At 70.6% G+C, this 21,722-nt stretch carries 16 protein-coding genes and 1 pseudogene; 8 read left to right on the forward strand and 9 right to left on the reverse strand.

Annotated elements, in window-relative coordinates; genetic code table 11:
• From ACIRD7_RS35010 to ACIRD7_RS35020, 3 genes and pseudogenes are all read right to left on the reverse strand, one after another.
• A pseudogene (locus ACIRD7_RS35010) lies at window positions 1-2,695 on the reverse strand (hypothetical protein); the annotation flags it as partial.
• Window positions 2,692-4,260 carry a hypothetical protein gene (locus ACIRD7_RS35015; protein ID WP_403459856.1) on the reverse strand — a complete coding sequence of 523 codons (1,569 nt, stop codon included), beginning with the start codon at window positions 4,258-4,260 and terminating at the stop codon, window positions 2,692-2,694. The pseudogene ACIRD7_RS35010 and the gene ACIRD7_RS35015, both read right to left, overlap by 4 nt.
• A 212-nt stretch (window positions 4,261-4,472) precedes the next feature.
• Window positions 4,473-6,140 (reverse strand): fumarate hydratase, encoded by a 1,668-nt coding sequence (locus tag ACIRD7_RS35020; RefSeq protein WP_403459857.1) that lies wholly within the window; start codon window positions 6,138-6,140, stop codon window positions 4,473-4,475.
• Between the two features lie 187 nt (window positions 6,141-6,327).
• Between ACIRD7_RS35020 and ACIRD7_RS35025 the strand changes: the two genes are divergently transcribed.
• Entirely contained in the window at window positions 6,328-7,011 is a 684-nt protein-coding gene (locus ACIRD7_RS35025) for a DUF1707 domain-containing protein (protein WP_403459859.1), read from the forward strand.
• Between the two features lie 175 nt (window positions 7,012-7,186).
• Window positions 7,187-7,564 carry a WhiB family transcriptional regulator gene (locus tag ACIRD7_RS35030; protein ID WP_403459860.1) on the forward strand — a complete coding sequence of 126 codons (378 nt, stop codon included), beginning with the start codon at window positions 7,187-7,189 and terminating at the stop codon, window positions 7,562-7,564.
• Window positions 7,565-7,774: 210 nt separating this feature from the next.
• Here ACIRD7_RS35030 and glpX read toward each other — a convergent pair whose 3' ends face one another.
• On the reverse strand, window positions 7,775-8,812 hold the full coding sequence (gene glpX, locus ACIRD7_RS35035; RefSeq protein WP_403459861.1) for a class II fructose-bisphosphatase: 1,038 nt from the start codon (window positions 8,810-8,812) through the stop codon (window positions 7,775-7,777).
• A gap of 127 nt (window positions 8,813-8,939) precedes the next feature.
• Between glpX and ACIRD7_RS35040 the strand changes: the two genes are divergently transcribed.
• A complete protein-coding gene (locus ACIRD7_RS35040; protein ID WP_403459862.1) occupies window positions 8,940-9,461 on the forward strand; it encodes a DUF4245 domain-containing protein in 522 nt (173 codons plus the stop codon).
• Window positions 9,462-9,621: 160 nt separating this feature from the next.
• Here the strand turns inward: ACIRD7_RS35040 and ACIRD7_RS35045 are convergent, their stop codons facing one another.
• The 3 genes from ACIRD7_RS35045 to xseA all read right to left on the reverse strand — a co-directional run bounded on the left by ACIRD7_RS35045 (window position 9,622) and on the right by xseA (window position 11,907).
• Window positions 9,622-10,212 carry a malonic semialdehyde reductase gene (locus ACIRD7_RS35045; protein ID WP_403459864.1) on the reverse strand — a complete coding sequence of 197 codons (591 nt, stop codon included), beginning with the start codon at window positions 10,210-10,212 and terminating at the stop codon, window positions 9,622-9,624.
• A gap of 189 nt (window positions 10,213-10,401) precedes the next feature.
• Entirely contained in the window at window positions 10,402-10,653 is a 252-nt protein-coding gene (locus tag ACIRD7_RS35050; protein ID WP_403459865.1) for an exodeoxyribonuclease VII small subunit, read from the reverse strand.
• Window positions 10,654-10,662: 9 nt separating this feature from the next.
• Entirely contained in the window at window positions 10,663-11,907 is a 1,245-nt protein-coding gene (gene xseA, locus ACIRD7_RS35055; RefSeq protein WP_403459866.1) for an exodeoxyribonuclease VII large subunit, read from the reverse strand.
• A 232-nt stretch (window positions 11,908-12,139) separates the two neighbouring features.
• Here xseA and ACIRD7_RS35060 point away from each other — a divergent pair, with 232 nt between their 5' ends.
• Both ACIRD7_RS35060 and ppgK read left to right on the forward strand, forming a co-directional pair.
• A complete protein-coding gene (locus ACIRD7_RS35060) occupies window positions 12,140-13,165 on the forward strand; it encodes a 4-hydroxy-3-methylbut-2-enyl diphosphate reductase (RefSeq protein ID WP_403459867.1) in 1,026 nt (341 codons plus the stop codon).
• Between the two features lie 29 nt (window positions 13,166-13,194).
• A complete protein-coding gene (ppgK, locus tag ACIRD7_RS35065; protein WP_403459869.1) occupies window positions 13,195-13,944 on the forward strand; it encodes a polyphosphate--glucose phosphotransferase in 750 nt (249 codons plus the stop codon).
• 69 nt (window positions 13,945-14,013) lie between these two features.
• Here the strand turns inward: ppgK and ACIRD7_RS35070 are convergent, their stop codons facing one another.
• Window positions 14,014-14,409 carry a DUF6542 domain-containing protein gene (locus tag ACIRD7_RS35070; RefSeq protein WP_403459870.1) on the reverse strand — a complete coding sequence of 132 codons (396 nt, stop codon included), beginning with the start codon at window positions 14,407-14,409 and terminating at the stop codon, window positions 14,014-14,016.
• Between the two features lie 680 nt (window positions 14,410-15,089).
• Between ACIRD7_RS35070 and ychF the strand changes: the two genes are divergently transcribed.
• Window positions 15,090-16,178, forward strand: a complete 1,089-nt coding sequence (ychF, locus tag ACIRD7_RS35075; RefSeq protein WP_403459872.1) for a redox-regulated ATPase YchF — start codon at window positions 15,090-15,092, stop codon at window positions 16,176-16,178.
• Between the two features lie 117 nt (window positions 16,179-16,295).
• Here ychF and ACIRD7_RS35080 read toward each other — a convergent pair whose 3' ends face one another.
• A complete protein-coding gene (locus tag ACIRD7_RS35080; RefSeq protein ID WP_403459874.1) occupies window positions 16,296-18,554 on the reverse strand; it encodes a peptidoglycan recognition protein in 2,259 nt (752 codons plus the stop codon).
• Window positions 18,555-18,811: 257 nt separating this feature from the next.
• Between ACIRD7_RS35080 and ACIRD7_RS35085 the strand changes: the two genes are divergently transcribed.
• Window positions 18,812-19,333 (forward strand): SMI1/KNR4 family protein, encoded by a 522-nt coding sequence (locus ACIRD7_RS35085; protein WP_403459875.1) that lies wholly within the window; start codon window positions 18,812-18,814, stop codon window positions 19,331-19,333.
• Between the two features lie 122 nt (window positions 19,334-19,455).
• Window positions 19,456-21,663, forward strand: coding sequence for a DEAD/DEAH box helicase (locus ACIRD7_RS35090; protein WP_403459876.1), 2,208 nt, complete (start codon window positions 19,456-19,458; stop codon window positions 21,661-21,663).
• Window positions 21,664-21,722: the final 59 nt, after the last annotated feature.

The raw sequence follows: 21,722 nt of genomic DNA on the forward strand, positions 1-21,722 counted from the left end.
TGACGGAGGTGAGGGCGCTTTGGTGGTCTCCGGTCTCGCTCTGCCGTACCGCGAGGTTGTTGAGGGACATGGCGAGGTGAGGGAGGAAGGCGGGGCCGTTGGGCCCGTGGGCGAGGTCGCGGTAGAGGGTGACGGCCTCGGTGATGGACGTGAGCGCCCCCTGGCGGTTGCCGGTCTTGCTCTGCTGGACCGCGAGGTTGTTGAGGGACATGGCGAGGTGGGGGAGGAAGGCGGGGCCGTTGGGTCCTTGGGCGAGGTCGCGGTAGAGGGTGACGGCCTCGGTGATGGGCGTGAGCGCCCCCTGGCGGTTGCCGGTCTTGCTCTGTTGGTTGGCGAGGTTGTTGAGGGACGTGGCGAGGTGGGGGAGGAAGGCGGGGCCGTTGGGTCCTTGGGCGAGGTCGCGGTAGAGGGTGACGGCCTCGGTGACGGAGGCGAGGGCCCCCTGGTGGTCTCCGGTCTCGGCCTGCCGTACCGCGAGGTTGTTCAGCCAGGCCGCACGAGCCGCACGTGCCGGTTCGGACGAACCGTCGTCCTTGCCCGGGGCCACCCGCTCCGTGGCGATGAGCGCCAGCCGGCGGAGAGTGCTGTGTCCCAGGGGCAGTGAGGTGGAGAGTTCGGCGAGAGGGAGAGGCGTGTCGTCGGCTTCGGCGAGTTGTTCCAACGCGTGCAGGAACGGGCCGCCCTGCGCCGCGGCGATGGACAGAGCCGTACGCCAGACCTCTGGGGCTTCCTCAAGTGTGGTGTGGGCCATCTCCGCCGCGGCCGAGGCGCTGCCGTCGCTCGCGGTGGCCAGGCGGGACACGCCGATGCAGAGGTTGAGTTGTTCTTCCTTGTCGGCACTCTTCAGGCAGCGGCGGAAGAGTTCTCTGTCCGTCGCGAAGACCGTGGACGCCAGATGGGTGCCGAGCGGGTCGGGGCGTACGGCGAGGGTGCCGTCCTCCGGTGCGACGGGCAGGAGCTTGGACAGCAGGGCGGCGAACTTGTCGCGGCGGGCGGAATCCCGCCCCAGGTCCTTGACCGTTGAAAGGACCTCGTCGAGGCGTTCGGCCTGGGGCATGAGGAGGCTGAGGCAGGCGCCCGCCTCGCGCAGCAGCTGTTCGGTTCGGTCGGAGACCTCTCCGGGGTGGCGTGCCTCGTAGGCTCTCGTCCAGTAGCCAAGTTCGTGGTCCAGGACCTTCGTGTAGAGGCTGTTCTCGGAGGTGGGGCGTTGCTCGTCGTCGTTCGCCGGCCTTCGGCTGTCGAGCCAGGCGTGCATGACGAGGTCGAGGGTGGTCCAGCGGCCGGAGTGCGGGTCGGGCGGCGGGCTGCCGGCCAGGGGGGCGCCGGCGCCGGCGAACGCTCGTAGCGCCGCGCGGTACACACCCGTCTGGCGAGGGTGGCGGTCCGGCAGGGGAAGGGCTCGGAGGGTGTAGCGGTGTCCGTCGTTCTTCAGGGAGTTGACGATGTCGTGTTTCCACCAGCTGCCCATCGTGCGGGCCGTGAGCAGCACGCAGGTGGGCTCCGTGCGCGGGCGCAGGAGCCGCAGCAGGCTGATGACGTCGGCGGACGGGCGGTCCTCGGCATAGTCGACGACGACCAGGAGCGGTGAGGCCACTGTGCTGAGCCAGGCCAGGTCGTGGGGGTCGGGCGAGCCGACGAGGAAGCCGGCGTACCAGCCGGACCGGGCGAACTGGTCGGCCAGCTGGGCAGCGAGGCGGGTCTTACCGCAGCCGCCCACGCCGTGGATCAGCGCGATACGGGTGCGGGGGCCGGCTGGGTCGGGGGCCGTGAACCAGTGGCTGAGGTAGTCGAGTTCGTCGCGTGATTGGAAGCGGATGATGTCGTGCCGGGCCCACAGGAGCTGGAGGAGGCTGTTCGCACCAGGGCCCTCGCCCGCGTCCTCGCCGAGGTCGCCGTCCCCGTCGCTCTCGTCAGACGCGGGGACAGGCAGATAGGGCTCCTTGAGGACGTCGGTGCTCGGCTCGTCCGGAAGGGTGTGGGGATCGCTGTCCGGGTAGCCGAGGCCCACGTCTATCGTGAGGGTCCAGCGGTCCGGGTCCGCCTCCTGAAGCAGCCGCGTGCCATGGGCCACCGCCTCTTCCCAGGAGTGCCGGTCGCGGCGGAGCGGGTCGCCGGCGTCGGATCGGGAGGAGGCGCCGGTGATGTCGACGGCGAGGTAGCCCGTGGTGGAGTCGGCGGTGTCGGCGAGCAGGTCGGTGAAGTCGGGCGGGAGGGTGTCCCAGCGGGGGGCGTCCTCGTCCGTGCGGTAGTCCCGCTGGGCGCGGTTGGACCAGGAGCCGCCGAGCCACACGGCGACCAGGGCGTGCGCGGGCTGCTCCGGAAGGGCGCCGGCCAGGACGATGAGGACGGGGTGGAGCCCGGCGTCCAGACAGGCCCCGGCGTAGGCGATGGCGAGGTCGACGCAGGTCGCGTGTCTGGGTGCCGCGAGGATCTCGTAGGGCGGCCGGATGGTCTGGCGTCCGGGTTCGCTGGTGGCGGGCTCGTCGGCGTAGGTGATGCCGCGCCGGGCGAACGCCTCGTACAGCGCCTGAGCCCGCACGCCGGGGGAAGTGTCCGAGGGGGCGGGCATCTCGGTGCCCAGGAAATCGGAAGGGGCGCCGTGCCCGCGGGATGTGCCGCTCTGGGCCCGCTGGACGTACTGGATCAGGGTGGTGGGGTGCCGGCTCGCCGACCAGCGGGGCCAGCTGCCGCTCACGCGGTCCTCCCGGTGCCCTTGAGGCGCGCGCCGTCCACCTGTGCGCTGACGGTGTCCGAGCCGACGCCGTCCGTGCTCGCATCCGCGCCCATGCCCGCATCCGCGCCCATGCCCGCATCCGCGTCCCCCATATCGATCACGCCGAGGACATCACTGACGGGCGTGATCGGCTGCTGTGACGGTTGGCCGGTGGCGGTGACCTCGATCGTGTACTGGCCTGGGCCCAGCGGGTCGAGTTCGGCGTGCCAGCGCCCGTCGCTCGCCTGGACGCACGGCTGCCGGCGCGGCCGGTCGGCGTCGCCCGTGGCCTGGCCGGTCAGCCGGCGGACGCGTACCTGGACCTGGATCGCGGGGTCGGCCTCGGCCCCGTGCAGGGACACGGTCACCGGGACGGGGAGGCCGGCCGGAGCGGTGTCGTCCAGGTCCAGCCCCAGCCAGGGACGCTCCGGCGCGTCGCCGCGTACGGCTTTGGTGCTCTCGCCGGAGTAGAGGGCGAGCAGGTCGATCACGGCCGAGGGGGACGCGAGCGGCATGTGGCGCTCGGGCAGCGCACGCCAGGCACGGATGTCCTCGTCGAGTTCGAGGGGAATGGCCGAGATCATCGGGACTGTGCCGTCGCCGTGCCAGTCGGGATTCGGCAGCCAGTCCGGGGCAATCCTCGTGACCTCGATCCCCGTCTTGGACAGCATCGCTCGCTGAGGCGTGCCGTGGCCGCGGCCGAAGAAGGCGGTCAGCTGCGGCTGGTCGGGACCCGCCGCGAGTTCGTTCCAGGCGGCCTCGATGTCGGCGTGGACATCGAACGCCGCTCGGGCCTTGGTGGCGAAGCCGGGATCGGCGTCGCCCGTGGTGATCCTGGCGCTGAGCTCGTACGGATACATCGGCAGGACACCCGAGGGCCTGCCCACCGCCCGGTAGCGGGGCAGCAGTTCGTACATGGACGGCCAGTCACGCAGCGTCCCGGTCAGGCCGGTGAACCGCTTGGGGCCCACCCTGACACCGTTCACCAGGACGTCCAGGGCCTTGGGCGCGCCCCGGTGCGGAGTGCCCAGGGTGATCAGCGCGGCGCAGTCGGCCGCGCCGCCCAGCGGGCCGAGCCAGTAGCGTGCGACGAGGCCGCCCATGGAGTGCGCGACGACGATGACCCGTCGCCGCCGGGCGCGGTCGTGCAGGTCGCCGAGGCGGGCTCGGATGTCGGCGGCCAGGCGGGCGGCGGCGTGCTCGATGCTGTACCGGAAGTCGTAAGGGAACAGGACCAGATCGGCCTGCCGGTCCGGGGCGCGGTCGGGGCGGGCGATGTCGACGCGCACGTCGTCGAACTCGTTGCGGATTTTGCGCACGAGTCGGTCGTAGCCGGGCACGACGAACGGTTTGACCAGCGTGATGTCCGGCATCAGAGCGACCGGCACCAGATCGGGATGCGCGTCCAGACTCAGCCGCTCCGGCCGTGCGACGGCACCGGCCAGGCGGCGGCGGTGCTCGTCCCAGCGGGCGGCCCCTTCGGCCGTGCGCAGGATGCTCCCACCGATTCCCGGAACGACCACGACGAGATGCTTCAGATATGCCACGGCGACCCCCCGTTCTCGCCGACCGTCCCTTCCTGATGGCGAAGTGACGGCCATTCAGGGGAAAGACGATAGCGAGGCGGCCCGCCTGTATGGACGGGATTGCCCAAGTCCGGCGGACGGCACGGGCAGGTGGGTGCGGACCTGTGGCAGCCCCGGGGAGGGGGGCGGGTAGAGGCGGCGGGGGACAGTCGGTCCCCGCCGCCCCAGGGGCGCTACGCCAGCCCCGGCCCCCGAACCGGAATCGACGTGAACGTCGGTGCCGGCGCCGGGTCCTGGAAGAAGTCGTTGCCCTTGTCGTCGACGACGATGAACGCCGGGAAGTCCTCGACCTCGATCTTCCAGACGGCCTCCATGCCGAGCTCCTCGTACTCGACGACCTCGACCTTCTTGATGCAGTCCTGGGCGAGGCGGGCGGCCGGGCCGCCGATGGAGCCCAGGTAGAAGCCGCCGTGGGCGTCGCACGCGTCGGTGACCTGCTTGCTGCGGTTGCCCTTGGCCAGCATGACCTTGGAGCCGCCCGCCGCCTGGAACTGCTCGACGTAGGAGTCCATGCGGCCGGCCGTCGTCGGGCCGAAGGAGCCGGACGCGTAGCCCTCGGGGGTCTTGGCCGGACCCGCGTAGTACACCGGGTGGTCCTTCAGGTACTGCGGCATCTCCTCGCCCGCGTCCAGCCGCTCCTTGATCTTGGCGTGCGCGATGTCACGGGCCACGACCAGCGGACCGGTGAGGGACAGCCGGGTCTTCACCGGGTACTTGGTGAGCTCGGCGAGGATGTCGTCCATCGGCTGGTTGAGGTCGATCTTCACGACGTCGCCGGCCTCGTCGAGGTGCTCGTCGGTCGTCTCCGGCAGGAAGCGCGCGGGGTCCGTCTCCAGCTGCTCGAGGAAGACGCCCTCCGCCGTGATCTTCGCGACGGCCTGGCGGTCGGCGGAGCAGGACACCGCGATCGCGACGGGGCAGGAGGCGCCGTGCCGGGGCAGGCGCACCACGCGCACGTCGTGGCAGAAGTACTTGCCGCCGAACTGCGCCCCGATCCCGATCTTCTGCGTCAGCTCGAAGACCTTCTCCTCCAGCTCCTTGTCCCGGAAGCCGTGCCCGAGCGGCGAGCCCTCGGCCGGGATCTCGTCCAGGTAGTGCGCGGAGGCGTACTTGGCGGTCTTCAGCGCGTACTCGGCGGAGGTGCCGCCGACGACGATCGCCAGGTGGTACGGCGGGCAGGCGGCCGTACCGAGCGAACGGATCTTCTCCTCCAGGAACTTCATCATGGAGGCCTCGTTGAGGACCGCCTTGGTCTCCTGGTAGAGGAATGACTTGTTGGCCGAGCCGCCGCCCTTCGCCATGAAGAGGAACTTGTAGGCGCCGCCGTCGGTCGCGTACAGCTCGATCTGGGCGGGGAGGTTGGAGCCGGTGTTCTTCTCCTCCCACATGGTGAGCGGAGCCATCTGCGAGTACCGCAGGTTGAGGTTCAGGTACGCGTCGTAGATGCCGCGGGAGAGGGCCTCCTCGTCGGCGCCCTCGGTCAGCACGTTCTGCCCGCGCTTGCCCATCACGATCGCCGTGCCCGTGTCCTGGCACATCGGCAGGACGCCCGCCGCCGCGATGTTCGCGTTCTTCAGCAGGTCCAGCGCCACGAACTTGTCGTTGCTCGACGCCTCGGGGTCGTCGATGATCCGCCGCAGCTGCGCGAGGTGCGCGGGCCGCAGGTAGTGCTGGATGTCGTGGATGGCCTCCTCGGCCAGCTTGCGCAGCGCCTCGGGCTCCACCTTGAGGAACGTCCGACCGTCGGCCTCGAAGGTGGAGACACCCTCGGCGGTCACCAGCCGGTAGGGGGTGGTGTCCTCTCCCATGGGGAGCAGATCGGTGTACGCGAACTCAGGCATCGGTGCCCATTCCTCACTCGGCAGCTTCGTCGAGGCGCTTTCGCCTGCGGCCGGCCTCCATTGGCAAGCGCCCACCAGCGTAGAACCTGGCTCCGCCGGCGAGCTTGTGAGGTAAGGCTCAGTTCGACGCCGATCGAAGCGCGGAGGGGGGCTATCGCGATCTATCGTGTTTCGGTACGCTGCTGCCGTGGACCTTCAGAAGCGCACCGCACCCGCTGCCACCGCCGAGCTCCGTGCCTCCGACGCCGACCGTGACCGGATCGCCGACATCCTGCGCGACGCCCTGGCCGAAGGGCGCCTCACCGCCGACGAGCACGCCGAGCGGGTGGAGGGCGCGCTGGCGGCCAAGACGGTCGGCGAGCTGGACGTGTTCATACGGGACCTGCCCGCAGCCCACCATCGCCGCGCGGCCCCCGCACCCGCCCCGAGCCGCCCCGCCCCGGGCGCGATCCCGGCCGAACCCGACGACAACGTGGTCGCGGTGTTCAGCAGCGCCGTCCGCAGGGGCCGCTGGCGCGCGGGCCGCCGTATCCACGCGTACGCGATCTTCGGCAGCGTGGAGATAGACCTCAGCGAGGCGCTCTTCGAGTACCAGCAGGTCGTGATCCGGGCGATCTCGGTCTTCGGCAACGTCGAGGTCCGCGTCCCGGAGAACGTCTCGCTGCGCGGCACCGGCGGCGGCGTGCTCGGCAACTTCGAGGTGGACCACCTCGACGCGGAGGACGCCGAGGCACCGGTCGTCCACATCGAGGGCTGGGCCGTGCTCGGCAACATCGAGGGCAGGCCGAAGCGGGGCAAGCTCGTCGAGGACATCCTCGACCGTGTTCAGCGCAAGGTCGACAAGAGTTTGCGCAAGCATCTGGATCATTGACGTTTGTGAAGAAAACGGCCACCGGCGCTGCCCGCGAGGCCGCCGGGGCGCCGCACAGCACTGCGCAGTACCCCCCGAAATCCAGCGGTTCGGAACTGACTGCATAGGCGCGCGCACAGCGGGTAGACCTTGCTGCATCGTCTCTCGCTCGCGAAGCCGTCGTCAGGAGTAGACCGTGCTGCAACCGCCGCATTCGTCCCTGCAGGTAGCTGCCGTTCCGGCCCAGCGGGTGCCAGTGCGAGACAGGGACCAAGACGCCCCATGGCACACAGAGGCCGTGTGCCGCCGCGACGAGGCCGGCCTGTTCTTCGCCCCTTCCAAAGAACCCACCGCGGCGCGCCTCTCCCGTGAGGAGGCGGCCAAGCGGGTCTGCGCCCGCTGTCCCGTCATGGTCGAGTGCCGCGAACACGCCCTGCTCCAGCCCGAGCCGTACGGCGTCTGGGGCGGCCTCACCGCCGCGGAGCGCCGTGTGGTCCTGGCCCGGCGCCGCCGCCGCGACATGGAGTTGAAGAAGGCGGCCAGGGCGGCGGACCGCATCGCGCAGGCCGGCTGAGGGCCGGAGAAGCAAGACAGAAGCAAGAAAAAGGGGCGCCCCCTCCGCACAGGGGGCGCCCAACGCCCTTGAGAGGCGCCAGGAACCGCGCGATCAACCACACCAACAGGTGGTCGCCGAACGATCCGCGGTCCCGGGTTGTCGGGTGCTACACGGCACTGCTTCGCGCGTCTATTTCGCGCGGTCTACTTCGCGCGGTCTATGCGCGGTCTACTTCGCGCGGTCGAAATCGATCGCGCTGTACGCCCGCAGCTTGCTCAACCGGTGCTCGGAGTCGATCCGCCGCACCGTCCCCGACTTCGACCGCATCACGATCGAGTCGGTGGTCGCGTTCTCCGACCGGTACCGCACGCCCCGCAGCAGCTCACCGTCGGTGATGCCGGTCGCCACGAAGAACACGTTGTCCCCGGAGACCAGGTCGTCCGTCATCAGGACGCGGTCCAGGTCGTGCCCGGCGTCGAGCGCCCGCTGCCGCTCCTCGTCGTCCTTCGGCCACAGCTTGCCCTGGATGGTGCCGCCGAGGCACTTCACGGCGCACGCCGAGATGATCCCCTCCGGCGTACCGCCGATGCCGAGCAGCATGTCGACGCCGGTGCCCTCGCGGAGCGCGTAGATCGACCCCGCGACATCGCCGTCGGAGATCAGCTTGATGCGCGCGCCGGCGTCCCGGATCTCCTTGATGATGCCCTCGTGCCGGGGCCGGTCCAGGATGACGACGGTGACGTCCTCGGGCGTGGACCGCTTCGCCTTCGCGACCCGCCGGATGTTCACGGCCACGGGCGCGTCGATGTCGACGAAGTCGGCGGCCTCGGGGCCGGTGACCAGCTTGTCCATGTAGAACACGGCGGACGGGTCGAACATGGCCCCCCGGTCGGCCGCGGCGAGCACGGAGATCGCGTTGGGCATGCCCTTCGCGGTCAGCGTGGTCCCGTCGATCGGGTCGACGGCGATGTCGACCTCGGCTCCGGTCCCGTCGCCGACCCGCTCCCCGTTGAAGAGCATCGGCGCTTCGTCCTTCTCGCCCTCACCGATGACGACGACGCCGTTCATCGACACGGTGTGGACGAGGGTCCGCATGGCGCGCACGGCGGCACCGTCGGCGCCGTTCTTGTCGCCGCGCCCGACCCAGCGGCCCGCGGCCATGGCCGCGGCCTCGGTCACCCGGACCAGCTCCAGGGCGAGGTTGCGATCGGGTGCTTCGCGGGGCACTTCGAGCTCGGACGGCAGATGATGATGATTCTCGGTCATCGACACGCACCTTTCTGATACGACGACGGCCGGATGAGGGTTACGTCCCTGACTCTATCCTCGGGTGCGCAGAATGAGCAGGGGGCCCCACGGATGAGCAGGCGAGGCACCTGCGACGATAGGGGGCGTGGCAGGTTCGAACGCTAAGCAGAAGTCGGTCCGCAACATGGTCCTCTCGCTCGGAGTGACCTTGCTCGCGGCGGGGGTCATCTATCTCTTCGTCCCGCACGAGGACAAGGACCCCGACCTCCCGCGGGTCGACTACCGCGTCGAGCTCCTCACGGCCCGCCGCGCGGCGTCCTACCCGGTGGTCGCGCCGGAGGGCCTGGCCGACTCCTGGAAGGCGACCTCCGTGCGCTTCAAGGGCGACGACTTCGATGCCTGGCATCTCGGCTTCCACACCTCCGGTGGGGAGTACGTGCAGGTCGAGCAGTCGACTCAGAAGCCCTCGCTCTTCATCGAGGAGGCGAGCCAGGGCGGGCGGGCCTCCGAGGTCACGGAGAAGATCGGCGACCGGACGTGGACCCGGTACACGGGTGGCCGCTACGCGGCGCTCGTGCACGAGGGGGACGGTGCCACCACGGTGGTGGCGGGTACGGGGTCGTTCGAGCAGTTGACGCAGATGGCGAAGGCCCTGAAGTCGGAGTGACCGAGCGGCCGAGTGATCGAGTGGCCGCACGCGCATGAGGAAGGCCCCCGGCGAGTGTGCCGGGGGCCTTCTCATGCGCGCGCGGTTGTCGTGCGCGCGATGCGGTGGGGTCGCACCGGGGGTCGGTCGGACCGTGCGTCGGATCAGACCGTGCGTCGGATCAGACCGTGGTCACGACCTGGTCGAAGTCCAGACGCGGGGAGCGCGGGTACCAGGCGTCGGGGCCCGGCTTGCCGATGTTGACGACCATCAGCGGGGTGTGGTCGTCGTCCAGGAACTCCTTGCGGACGCCCTCGAAGTCGAAGCCTGTCATCGGGCCGGCGGCCAGCCCGGCGGCGCGGATGCCGACGATGAAGTACGCGGCCTGGAGGGCGGCGTTCAGGCCGGCGGCGTTCTCGCGGGCCGGGCGCTCGCTGAAGAAGAGGTCCTTGGCCTGCGGGAAGGCCGGGAACAGGGCCGGCAGCTCCTCGTGGAACTCGTTGTCCGCGGAGAGGATCGCGACCAGCGGGGCGGCGGCGGTCTTGGCCTGGTTGCCCTCGGCCATGTGCTGCACCAGGCGCTCACGGGCCTCAGCGGAACGGACCAGGGTGATGCGCAGCGGCGTCTGGTTGAAGGCGGTGGGGCCGTACTTGACCAGGTCGTAGATCGCCTGGACCTGCTCCTCGGTCACCGGCTCGTCGGTGAAGGTGTTCGCGGTCCGGGCCTCGCGGAAGAGCAGGTCCTGGGCGGCGGGGTCAAGAACGAGAGACATGCGTGAACCTTCTTGGGGTGCGTGTACGTCGTAAACGGACCGGGGACCGGTTACCGCTCTCGAAGGTACGCGAAGCAAGTTCAAGCTTCAACAAAAAGCGGGGTGTGGTGATCCGCTTCACATCCCGACCAGGCTGTGGCCTGTCTCCCGCGTGTCTCTGTGCCTGCCTCTGTGCCGCCCGCGCGGCGCCTAGGACGCGTCCTCGCGGTCCTCCTGCGCGGCCTCCGCCTCCGCCTCGGCCTCCTCGGCGAGGGCGGCGTCCAGCCGTGCCCGCGCCCCGTCCAGCCAGCGCCGGCACACCTTGGCGAGCTCCTCGCCCCGCTCCCAGAGCGCGAGGGACTCCTCCAGCGTCGTACCGCCCGCCTCCAGCCGCCGTACGACCTCGATCAGCTCGTCCCGGGCCTGCTCGTACCCGAGCGCCTCTTCCACCTTGCTGGTCATTCGCCCACCCTATGCATCGGTTCGCGCGCCACTTCGTGCGTCGCTTCCTGCGTCGACTCGTACGGAGAACTCACCCTCGGCGACCCGCGCCCGCAGCGCCTCGTCCGCCGTCACCTCGCCCGGATCCCGGACCACGTGCCCGTCGGCCTTCTGCAGCACCGCGTACCCCCGCTTCAGGGTCGCGGCGGGAGAGAGGGCCACCACGCGCGCGTGGGTGTGCGTCAGCTCGGAGGCGGCGCGGTCGAGGTGGTGGCCGAGGCAGCGGCGGCTCCGGTCGAGGAGCGAGGCCACGTGGTCGGCCCGCTCGTCGATCATCCGGTGCGGATCCTCTATCGAGGGCCGCGCGAGGGCGTGCGCGAGCCCGCGCTCCTCCCGGTCGACGAACGCCTCGACACACCGCCGGGCCCGGTCGCGCAGCAGCCGTACGCGCTCGTACTCCTCCCCGACGTCCGGTACGACCTTCTTGGCGGCGTCGGTGGGGGTGGACGCGCGCAGGTCGGCCACGTGGTCCAGGAGGGGGTTGTCGGGCTCGTGCCCGATGGCGGACACGACCGGCGTACGGCAGGAGGCGACGGCCCGCACCAACTGCTCGTCGGAGAAGGGCAGCAGATCCTCGACGCTCCCGCCGCCGCGGGCGACGATGATCACGTCCACGTCCTCGATGGCGTCGAGCTCCTTGACCGCCTGCACGACCTGCGGCACGGCGTGCACGCCCTGCACGGGGACGTTGCGCACCTCGAAGCGGACGGCGGGCCAGCGGTGGCGGGCGTTCTCCAGGACGTCGCGCTCGGCGGCCGAGGCCCGGCCGCAGACGAGTCCGATGAGCTGGGGCAGGAAGGGGAGCGCCTTCTTCCGCTCCGGCGCGAAGAGCCCCTCCGCGGCGAGGGCCTTCTTCAGCATCTCCAGCCGGGCGAGCAGCTCGCCGACGCCGACGGGCTTTATCTCGGTGGCGCGCAGGGAGAGCTGGCCTCGCGGGGCGTACCACTCGGGCTTGGCGAGCACGACGACCCGGGCGCCCTCGGTGACGACGTCGGCGACGGCGTCGAAGACCTGCCGGTAACAGGTCACGCTCACGGAGATGTCGTACGACGGGTCGCGCAGCGTCAGGAACACGACGCCGGCGCCCGGCCGCCGCGACAACTGCGTGATCTGCCCCTCGACCCACACCGCCCCGAGGCGGTCGATCCATCCCCCGATGAGCCGTGACACCTCACCGACGGGCAGGGGGGACTCCGGGGTCGTGTTCACAGCCATGCCGCGAGGGTAACGGCCGGGGCTGACAGTGGGGCTGAGCAGTTCAGCCCGTCCGGCGTTTGAGGACGAGGCCCTTAGGGGCCGAAGCGGGGTCTGGGGGCGGCAGCCCCCAGGGGACGGGACGGGTAGGGGCGGCGGGGGCGAAAACCCTCCCACCCCTCACACCCCACCGCCAGTCTCGCCACCAACCCGTCACTGGCGCGATCTTCGAGCCCCCGAACGCACCCTTACGATGGGACGCATGACTGCTTCGTCTGGCCGCCGTGTCCTGCTCGCCGCCCCCCGTGGTTACTGCGCGGGTGTGGACCGCGCCGTGATCGCCGTCGAGAAAGCCCTGGAGCAGTACGGCGCTCCGGTGTACGTCCGGCACGAGATCGTCCACAACAAGTACGTCGTGCAGACCCTGGAGAAGAAGGGCGCCATCTTCGTCGAGCGCACGGAGGAGGTGCCGCCGGGCAACATCGTGATGTTCTCGGCGCACGGCGTGGCCCCCGTCGTCCACGAGGAGGCCGCGCGCGGCCGGCTGGCCACCATCGACGCCACCTGCCCGCTGGTGACCAAGGTCCACAAGGAAGCCGTCCGCTTCGCCAACGACGACTACGACATCCTCCTGATCGGGCACGAGGGCCACGAAGAGGTCATCGGCACCTCCGGCGAGGCCCCCGACCACATCCAGCTCGTCGACGGCCCGGGCGACGTCGCCAAGGTCGAGGTCCGCGACGAGTCGAAGGTCGTCTGGCTCTCCCAGACCACCCTCTCCGTCGACGAGACCATGGAGACCGTCGACGCCCTGAAGGAGAAGTTCCCGCAGCTCATCTCCCCGCCCAGCGACGACATCTGCTACGCCACGCAGAACCGCCAGCTCGCCGTGAAGCAGATGGGCGCCGAGGCCGAGCTGGTCATCGTCGTCGGCTCGCGCAACTCCTCCAACTCCAAGCGGCTGGTCGAGGTCGCCAAGCTGGCCGGCTCGCGCGAGGCCTACCTCGTGGACTTCGCCAGTGAGATCGACGAGGCCTGGCTGGAGGGCGTGACCACGGTCGGCGTCACCTCCGGCGCCTCCGTCCCGGAGGTCCTCGTCGAGGAGGTCCTGGAGTGGCTCACCCAGCGTGGCTACGGCGACGTCGAGCTGGTCAAGGCCGCCGAGGAGTCGATCACCTTCTCACTCCCGAAGGAACTCCGCCGCGACCTGCGCGAAGAGGCCGCGGCACTGATCGCCGAGCGCACGGGGTCCGGCGGCTCCGGCGACTCCGGGGAGTGACCGTCAGTCCCGCGTCGTAACGTAGAGCCATGCAGATCTTCGGCTTGGACATCGGTGGATCCGGGATCAAGGGCGCCCCGGTGGACCTGGACAGAGGTGAACTGACTCAGGAGCGCTTCAAGGTGCTCACTCCGCACCCGGCCACGCCCGACGGAGTGGCCGACGGTGTGAAGCAGGTGGTCGAGCACTACGGCTGGACCGGGCCCGTCGGCCTCACCTTCCCCGGCGTGGTCACCGGCGGCTCCACGATCCGTACGGCGGCGAATGTCGACAAGAGCTGGATCGACACCGACGCGCGCGCGTTGTTCAGCGACCGCCTGGGCGGCCACCCGGTGACGGTGGTCAACGACGCGGACGCGGCCGGCGTCGCCGAGATGCACTTCGGCGCGGGCCGCGGCCGCCGAGGCACGGTGATCCTCCTCACCTTCGGCACGGGCATCGGCAGCGCCCTGTTCGTCGACGGCACCCTGGTCCCCAACACCGAGCTGGGCCACCTCGAACTGCACGGGCACGACGCGGAGAAGCGAGCCTCCAGCAAGGTCAAGGAAGACGAGGACCTGAGCTGGGAGCACTGGGCGCACCGCGTCCGCAAGTACCTCACCCACGTCGAGATGCTCTTCTCCCCGGAGCTGTTCATCATCGGCGGCGGGGTGAGCCGCAAGGCCCAGAAGTTCCTGCACTACATCGAGGGCATCAAGGCGGACATCGTCCCGGCCGAGCTGCAGAACAACGCGGGCATCGTGGGTGCCGCGATGCACGCGGCGGAGCAGGGCAGCTAGCGGGCAGGCACGGGCGCCGGCTCGTCACGACTGCCGGCGCCCGTCCTCTGGTCCTTCCGTCCTCCGTCACTACCGGCGCCGGGCCGCCGCTCTCCGCGCCACCAGCCGTCCCCTCCGTACGAGCACGACGAGACCGGCGATCAGCGTTCCCCCGTACAGCCAGCCGGCCTCGGTGGCGAGGGCGGTCACCAGGCCCATCAGGTGGCCGCTGAAGCCCCCGCCGTCATCGGCCACCGGAAGCAGTCCGGCGGCGAACGCGATCGGCACGACCACCGGCGCGGTCAGCAGATCGCCCTCGCGCACCCAGAGGGCGGTCAGCGCGCACACCGGCAGGAACAGCACGCCGTACACCGTGAGCGACGCCCCGAACAGCAGCCCGTCGAGGTAGCCGAGCAGCAGCATCACGGCCCCGCAGAACAGGCCGGTTCCGAGCCCGGTGAGCCGGGGATCGGGAAACCGTCGCACGGCCTGCGGCACGGGTGCGGCCGGCCCGGGCCGCCGTACCGCCGCGGCGGGCCGCTCCGACGCCGGCCGACGCTGGCGGACGGGCCGGTCGGAGCGGGCGGCTCCGGAAACGGGAGAGGCTCCGGCACCACCGGACCGGGGCGGTCCACCTGACCTCGACGCTCCGCCCCCCGACCGAGAGGACCATCTGGCGGCCGCCGCCGATCGGGACGCCCGGGTGGCCCAGCCGGACCGTCCCGAACGGCTCTCCCCGGGCGCGAGCCCGCCCTCACCGCGCCTCGTGCGCCCGCCCTCGCCCCGCTCCACACTTCCCCCTGTCCGTCCGGATTCCGCCCGTGCCCGCGCGCACCGGCCCTCACCCCGCGCCGTACCACCCCGGCCCCCGTACCGCCCGAGGCGGCGACGAGGGTGGCGTACCGCGTCGCGATGCATGCCCGGCAGGTCGCGCCCGGTCTTGCTCCACTGCACCAACCTAGGTCGGTTTATGTGGCGAATCCGTCCTCGGACACGCCCGGGGACCGACCTTGGCCAGGTGTTCGACAGGGCGCCGGGGCCGGGCGCGGCACGCCGTAGACTGGTGGATCGGCCCGTGCATCTGCGTGATCTGCAACGAAGATCGAAGAAGGACCGGGCCCCAGCCCAGCCCCCCTGAAGTCCTCTCACGTACGGGAAGTCGCAACGTGTCGCTCACGATCGGAATCGTCGGTCTGCCGAATGTCGGCAAGTCGACCCTGTTCAACGCCCTGACCAAGAACGACGTGCTGGCGGCCAACTACCCGTTCGCCACGATCGAGCCGAACGTCGGCGTGGTCGGCGTCCCCGACCCCCGCCTCGCGAAACTGGCCGAGATCTTCTCCTCCCAGCGCGTCCTGCCGGCGACCGTCGACTTCGTCGACATCGCGGGCATCGTGCGCGGCGCCTCCGAGGGTGAGGGCCTGGGCAACAAGTTCCTCGCGAACATCCGTGAGTCCGACGCGATCTGCCAGGTCATCCGCGCCTTCAAGGACGAGAACGTCGTCCACGTCGACGGCAAGGTCTCGCCCAAGGACGACATCGAGACGATCAACACCGAGCTGATCCTCGCCGACCTCCAGACCATCGAGAAGGTCCTGCCCCGCCTCCAGAAGGAGTCGCGGATCAAGAAGGACATCGCGCCGAAGGTGAAGGCCGTCGAGGAGGCACAGGCGATCCTGGAGAAGGGCGACACGCTCTTCTCGGCGGGCATCGTCCAGGGTTCCGGCAACGAGGAGCTCCTGCACGACCTGCACCTGCTGACGACGAAGCCCTTCCTCTACGTCTTCAACGTCGACGAGGACGAGTTGGTCGACGAGGACTTCAAGGCCGAGCAGCGCGCCCTGGTCGCCCCGGCCGAGGCGATCTTCCTCAACGCCAAGCTGGAGGCGGACCTCGCCGAGCTCGACGAGGAGGACGCCATGGAGCTGCTGGAGTCGGTGGGCGCCGAGGAGCCGGGTCTGGCGACCCTCGCCCGCGTCGGCTTCAACACCCTCGGCCTGCAGACCTACCTCACGGCCGGCCCCAAGGAATCCCGCGCCTGGACCATCAAGAAGGGCGCGACCGCCCCCGAGGCGGCCGGCGTCATCCACACCGACTTCCAGAAGGGCTTCATCAAGGCCGAGGTCATCTCCTTCGCCGACCTGGTGGAGACGGGCTCGGTGGCGGAGGCCCGCGCCAAGGGCAAGGCGCGCATGGAGGGCAAGGACTACGTCATGCAGGACGGGGACGTGGTGGAGTTCCGGTTCAACGTGTGAGTCCACACCACGTCGCTGACGTGGTCGCGCTCGACCTCGAAGTACAAGCGGCAGAGGCCGGGACGAATCCGTCCCGGCCTCTGCCGTTGTCTGCGACCGTCCTTGCCGACGGTTCGGTTACTTGAGGTAGACCAGCCCGTCGGTGGTGATGGTGGGACGGCCGCTGGTGCCGACCACGACGATCTTGACGGTGTGCTGGGCGCTGCTGGACCAGGTCTTCGTCCAGATCGCCTGCCGGTACAGGGTGGTGGAGGACTTCAGGTCGACCGTGCTGACCTTGACCCCGTCGACGTAGACGTAGACCTGCCCCGAGCTGGACGCGCGGGAGACCACCCAGGAGGCGGAGCGGCCGGTGAAGGTCCAGGAGAGGGAGGCGTTCTTGGAGCCGCTGGAGTACGACTTGCCGCCCAGGTAGCTGGTGGAGGAACGGGCCGTCCAGGTGCCGGACTTCACCGCCGAGGTCTCCTGGAGGATCACCGGCGTGTAGGAGGCGGAGGCGGTGCGGTAGTTGCCGGCGAAGTCGTACGCCTGCATCGACCAGGTGGCGGCCGTACCGGAGTTGGCGGTGCGGTTGGACGTGGTGGTGGAGGGTCCGAAGGTGGCCGCCGTCGGCGACGTCAGCTTCACCTCGCGCAGTGCCTTGTCGTCGATGGCCTTCCAGCCGAGGGCGACCGGGACGGCGGTGGTGTTGACCGTGCCGGTGCGCAGGGAGAGCTTCGGCGTGGTGGTGAAGGTCGGGGCGGTCGTCTCCGCGACGACGTTCAGCGCGGCCGTGGTCACGGTCTTGCCGGACTGGTGCACCGCCCGCACCGCGACGGTGTGGCTGCCCAGGGCCAGGGTCGTGTTCGCGGAGGTGGCCGTGCCGGCAGCGGTGGCGACGGTCTTGCCGTCGACCAGCAGCTCGAAGCTCTTGATCAGCGACCCGGGCGTGGTGGCCGTCCACTTCACGCTGACGGCGCCCTTGGTGTAGTACGTCGAGCCGGACAGCCCGGCGCCGCCGACCGAGGCCACCTTCAGGCCCTGCACCGGGCCGGCCGCCCAGGCGCGGATGGTCGGCAGCTGGGCGTACAGGGAGTTGCCGGGGCACTGGGTGTTGTAGCCGTCGCGGTGGGCGGCGATCCGGTTGAAGGTGTACTTGGTGCCGGCCGTGAAGCTGGTGCCGAAGTAGTTCTTCTGGCTCGCGCCGGCGTTGAGCTGCACCGTCCCGGCCGGGTCGGCGCCGTACTGGCCGAGCTTCCAGGCGGCGACGCGGGCGACGGAGGTCAGCGCCGCGTTGGAGGCACTGGTGGAGGTGTACTCGCCGAGCACCGCGATGCCGGCGGACTCACGGTTCCAGCCGTAGGTGTGCGCGCCGAGCACCGGCAGGTCGGTGCCGCCCTTGCGGCCCTCGAAGACGGTGCCGCACTTGTCGACGAGGAAGTTGTAGCCGACGTCGTTCCAGCCGTTGACCTGCGTGTGGTACGCGTAGATGCCCCGCACGATCGACGCCGAGTCGGCGCAGGAGTAGTCGTTGGCCCCGTCGGTGTGGTGGACGAAGACCGTCTTGACGTCGGGGTTGTACTCGGAGGGGTCGGGGCTGAGCGACTCGTCCGCGCCCCAGCCGGCGCGCGAGGTGATCGGCGGCTTGGGCACGGTGGAAGGCGGCGCGGTCGGCGTCGTGGCCGACGGGCTCGGGGACGTGCTGGGCGACGTGCTCGGCGAAGTCGACGGGGACGCCGAGTCGGTGGGCGTCGCCGTCGCCGTCGGTGTCGCCGTGGTCTCGGTCGGCGTGGGCGACGTCGTGGTCGGGTCGTCCGTCGGCGTCACCGTCGTACCGTCGGTGGGCGTGGCCTCCGGGCTGCTCTCCTCGGCGACGAACGCCGCCGGCTCGGTGGCCTTCGTCTCGGCGGCGGTCACCACGCCGGGGTCGACCAGGTTGACCTGAAGCCCCTTGGGCAGCGCGCCGGTGGTGCCGTCCTCATGGGCGACCTGGACCTGGACGCCGTCGGAGGGACCGACCCACAGCGGCTCGGACGCGCCGCGCATCCCGGCCTCCGGGTCCTCCGGCGGGTCGATGTTCACCTCGAGGTCCCGCCAGGCGCTCCACTCGCCGCTTTCCAGGTCGCGGGTGCGCACCTGCGCCGTGCCGTCGAGCCGCTTGACGGCTCCCGTCCAGGAGACGCCGACCAGCGAGAACTGCTCGGTGTCCGTGCGCGGCAGCTCCCGCTTGCCGGCCGTGGCGCCCTTCAGCGCGAGGTCGTAGACCTTCACCGGCCGCTTGGCCCGGCCCTCGGCACCCGCATCGCCGGACGGGCTGGCGACCGCGTAGGTCACCACGCCTCCGCCCCCCAGCAAGACGGCACCGAGCGTCAGCCACGCCCGGCGCTTATAGCTCAACGGTCTGTACGCACGCGTCGTACGACGACTCACGACGAATCCACCCCAGGAGAAGGCCCGTGAGGGCCACGAAGAAAGCCACAGGAGGGACACCCCACGCACAGGTGGCCCGCCCTACCAGCGCATTCCGGCTGGGAAACATCACGCCGTTCGGGATCTTGGTGATGTAGATCACACTGGCTTGCGGCCTGTGCGGGCCAGCAGACTGCCAGGGCGCCGACGGCGGCGGGATCGTGGAAATTCAAAGAGGCATAGTGGTGGCGACGCTTTCAGAGATACAAGCCCTGTTGGGTGAACCCCGGTTCAACTGGTCGGATCCGGCGCCCTGGATCGAACTGGAGCGGGAACTCGGTATCGAATTCCCTGCGGATTTCCGTGAGATCGTGAACGCCTATGGTTCGATCGAGATCAACGGTCAGTTGTATCTGGAGCACCCGGCCGGCCATCTTCTGCACAGCCTGGGAGAATCCATCAGGGACGATCTCGAACTCTGGCGCGACGAGGACATGGTGGAATTTCTGCCGAGTCCGGTAGGGGCAAACCCGGGCGAAATGATGCCGGTGGCGACGGCCACGACGGGTGAGGCGATTTTCCTGCGGATTCCCGACGACCCCTCGTCGCCCTGGCGCGTCGTGGTCCAGGAGTTCGACAGTCCGGCGTGGACTCTCTATGAGATGACGTTCAGCGAATGGTTGCTGGCCTATCTCAAGGGGAGGGATGTGACGTTGTGCGCTCGTGACCGTGCGCCTGACGGGCCGTTCTGGGAATTCCTGCCCTAAGCCATTCGCTCACTGCTGGAAGATTTCGACCGCCGCCCGGCCCACCACACGGCGGGGGCCGGCCGTCCCGGGGATGGCAGGATGCGGGGACGCCAGGAGAGGGGCGAGAGGGGCGGGGCGCGATGGGCCGGAGCGAGCGGGAGGCGGTGGCCGGGGGCCGGCGGCTGTACGAGGCGGCGCAGGCGCTGGTCGACGACCACGCGCGGGCCGTCGAGGCCGTGCGCGCGGCCCTGGAACCGATTCATGACGACCTGGCCCGGCGCGAGCTGGACGCCATCCCGGTGGCCCGGCTGAAGGACCTCACCGAGGGCAGGCTGCGGCTGGGCGAGGTGGAGAAGGGCGGATTCCGTACGGTCGGGCAGGTCCTGGACGCCGGTTCGTACCGGCTGCGGCAGCTGCCCGGGGTCGGTCAGCAGACGGCCGACCAGACCGTGGCCGCCGCCCGCCGGATCGCCGACGCCGTGCGCGACACCGTCGCCGTACACATCGACGTGGACCGGCCGGAGCCCCGCACCACCGCCCTCCTCGTCGCGCTCAACGTCCTGGTGGAGGCGGGTCCCGAGGCCCGCCGGGCCGTCGACACGGCCCGCCCGCTCACCGAGCGGCTCGGACCGCCGCTGGCCGACGCGGCGCCCACGGCCGGGCGGCTGCGCATGCTGCTCGCGGGCCGGACGGGGCGGGAACGGGCGCTGGCGGCCCTGACCGAGGTCCGCGCGCTGACCGAGCAGGCCGCCCAGGACGACGTGCCGCAGCTGCTCGCCCAGGCGTCGGTCGATCTGCTGCGCCGCCCGGAGTCCGAGGTGGCCGCCCTGGTCGACTTCGAGCTCCGCTCCGCCGAGTACTACGGACTGCTCGCCGAGCTCTCGGGCCGTGCCCCCGACCCGGCCGCGGCCGAGGGTTTCCTGCCGGACGAGGTGGCCGAGCGGGTGAGGACGCAGCCGCTCGACGACACGCACCGCCGCGTCTCCCTGCGTGGCTACCAGGCCTTCGGCACCCGTTTCGCCCTCGCCCAGCGCCGGGTGATCCTCGGCGACGAGATGGGGCTCGGCAAGACGATCCAGGCGATCGCCGCGCTGGCGCACCTCGCCGCCGAGGGGCAGAGCCACTTCCTGGTGGTCTGCCCGGCCAGCGTGCTCATCAACTGGACCCGGGAGATCGAGAAGCGCAGCACACTGCGGGTGACCCCGCTGCACGGCCCCGACCGGCAGGACGCGTTCGCCGACTGGAAGGGGCGCGGCGGCGTCGCGGTCACCACCTTCGACGCGCTGCGCGGCTTCCCCGTGCCGGGCGGCGGCGAGCTGGGCATGCTGATCGTCGACGAGGCCCACTACGTGAAGAACCCGCAGACCCGCCGTTCGACGACCGTCTCCGAGTGGGCGGGACACTGCGACCGCGTGCTGTTCCTGACCGGCACGCCCATGGAGAACCGGGTGGAGGAGTTCCGCAGCCTCGTGCGCATCCTCCAGCCCGGCCTGGCCCAGAGCGTCGACGACCACGACGGCGTGGCGGGCTCCAAGGCGTTCCGGAAGGCGGTCGCACCCGTCTATCTGCGCCGCAACCAGCAGGACGTCCTCACCGAACTCCCCGCGCTCCAGCACACGGACGAGTGGGAGGAGCCGAGCGCGCAGGACGACGAGGCGTACCGCGAGGCGGTGCGCGCGGGCAACTTCATGGCGATGCGCAGGGCGGCGTACGCCCGTCCCGAGCGGTCGGCGAAGCTGGAGCGGCTGCGCGAGATCGCCGCGGAGGCCGCGGAGAACGGGCTGAAGGTGGTGGTGTTCTCCGCCTTCCGTGACGTACTGGCCGTGGTCGAGGAGGCGTTGAGGAACGGGCGTAGGCCGACCGAGGCGGCCGACGGGACCGACGGCGGGGTCCACGGCCCCATCTCCGGCAGCGTGCCGCCCGCCCGCCGGCAGCGGATCGTGGACGACTTCGCGGCCGCGCCCGGTCACGCGGTGCTGCTCGCGCAGATCGAGGCGGGCGGGGTGGGCCTCAACATGCAGGCCGCGTCGGTCGTCATCCTCTGCGAGCCCCAGCTCAAGCCGACCATCGAACATCAGGCGGTCGCCCGCGCCCACCGCATGGGCCAGGTCCGCTCGGTCCGCGTGCACCGCCTGCTGTGCACAGGGGGCGTCGACGAACGCCTGGTGCGGCTGCTGGAGAACAAGTCCCGCCTCTTCGACGCCTACGCCCGCCGCAGCGAGGTCGCCGAGTCGACCCCGGACGCGGTCGACATCTCGGACCTGAGCCTGGCCCGCCGCATCGTGGAGGAGGAACAGGCCCGCCTGGCCACGACGACCCCGGCCGAGCCCGCGACGGAAGGGGCGTGAGCCCCGGATACCGGCGTACGGCGACCGACGGCCCCGAACCACGAGGGAGTCACACCCGC

This window comes from Streptomyces sp. NPDC093568, from assembly GCF_044764945.1.
GTDB lineage: Bacteria > Actinomycetota > Actinomycetes > Streptomycetales > Streptomycetaceae > Streptomyces.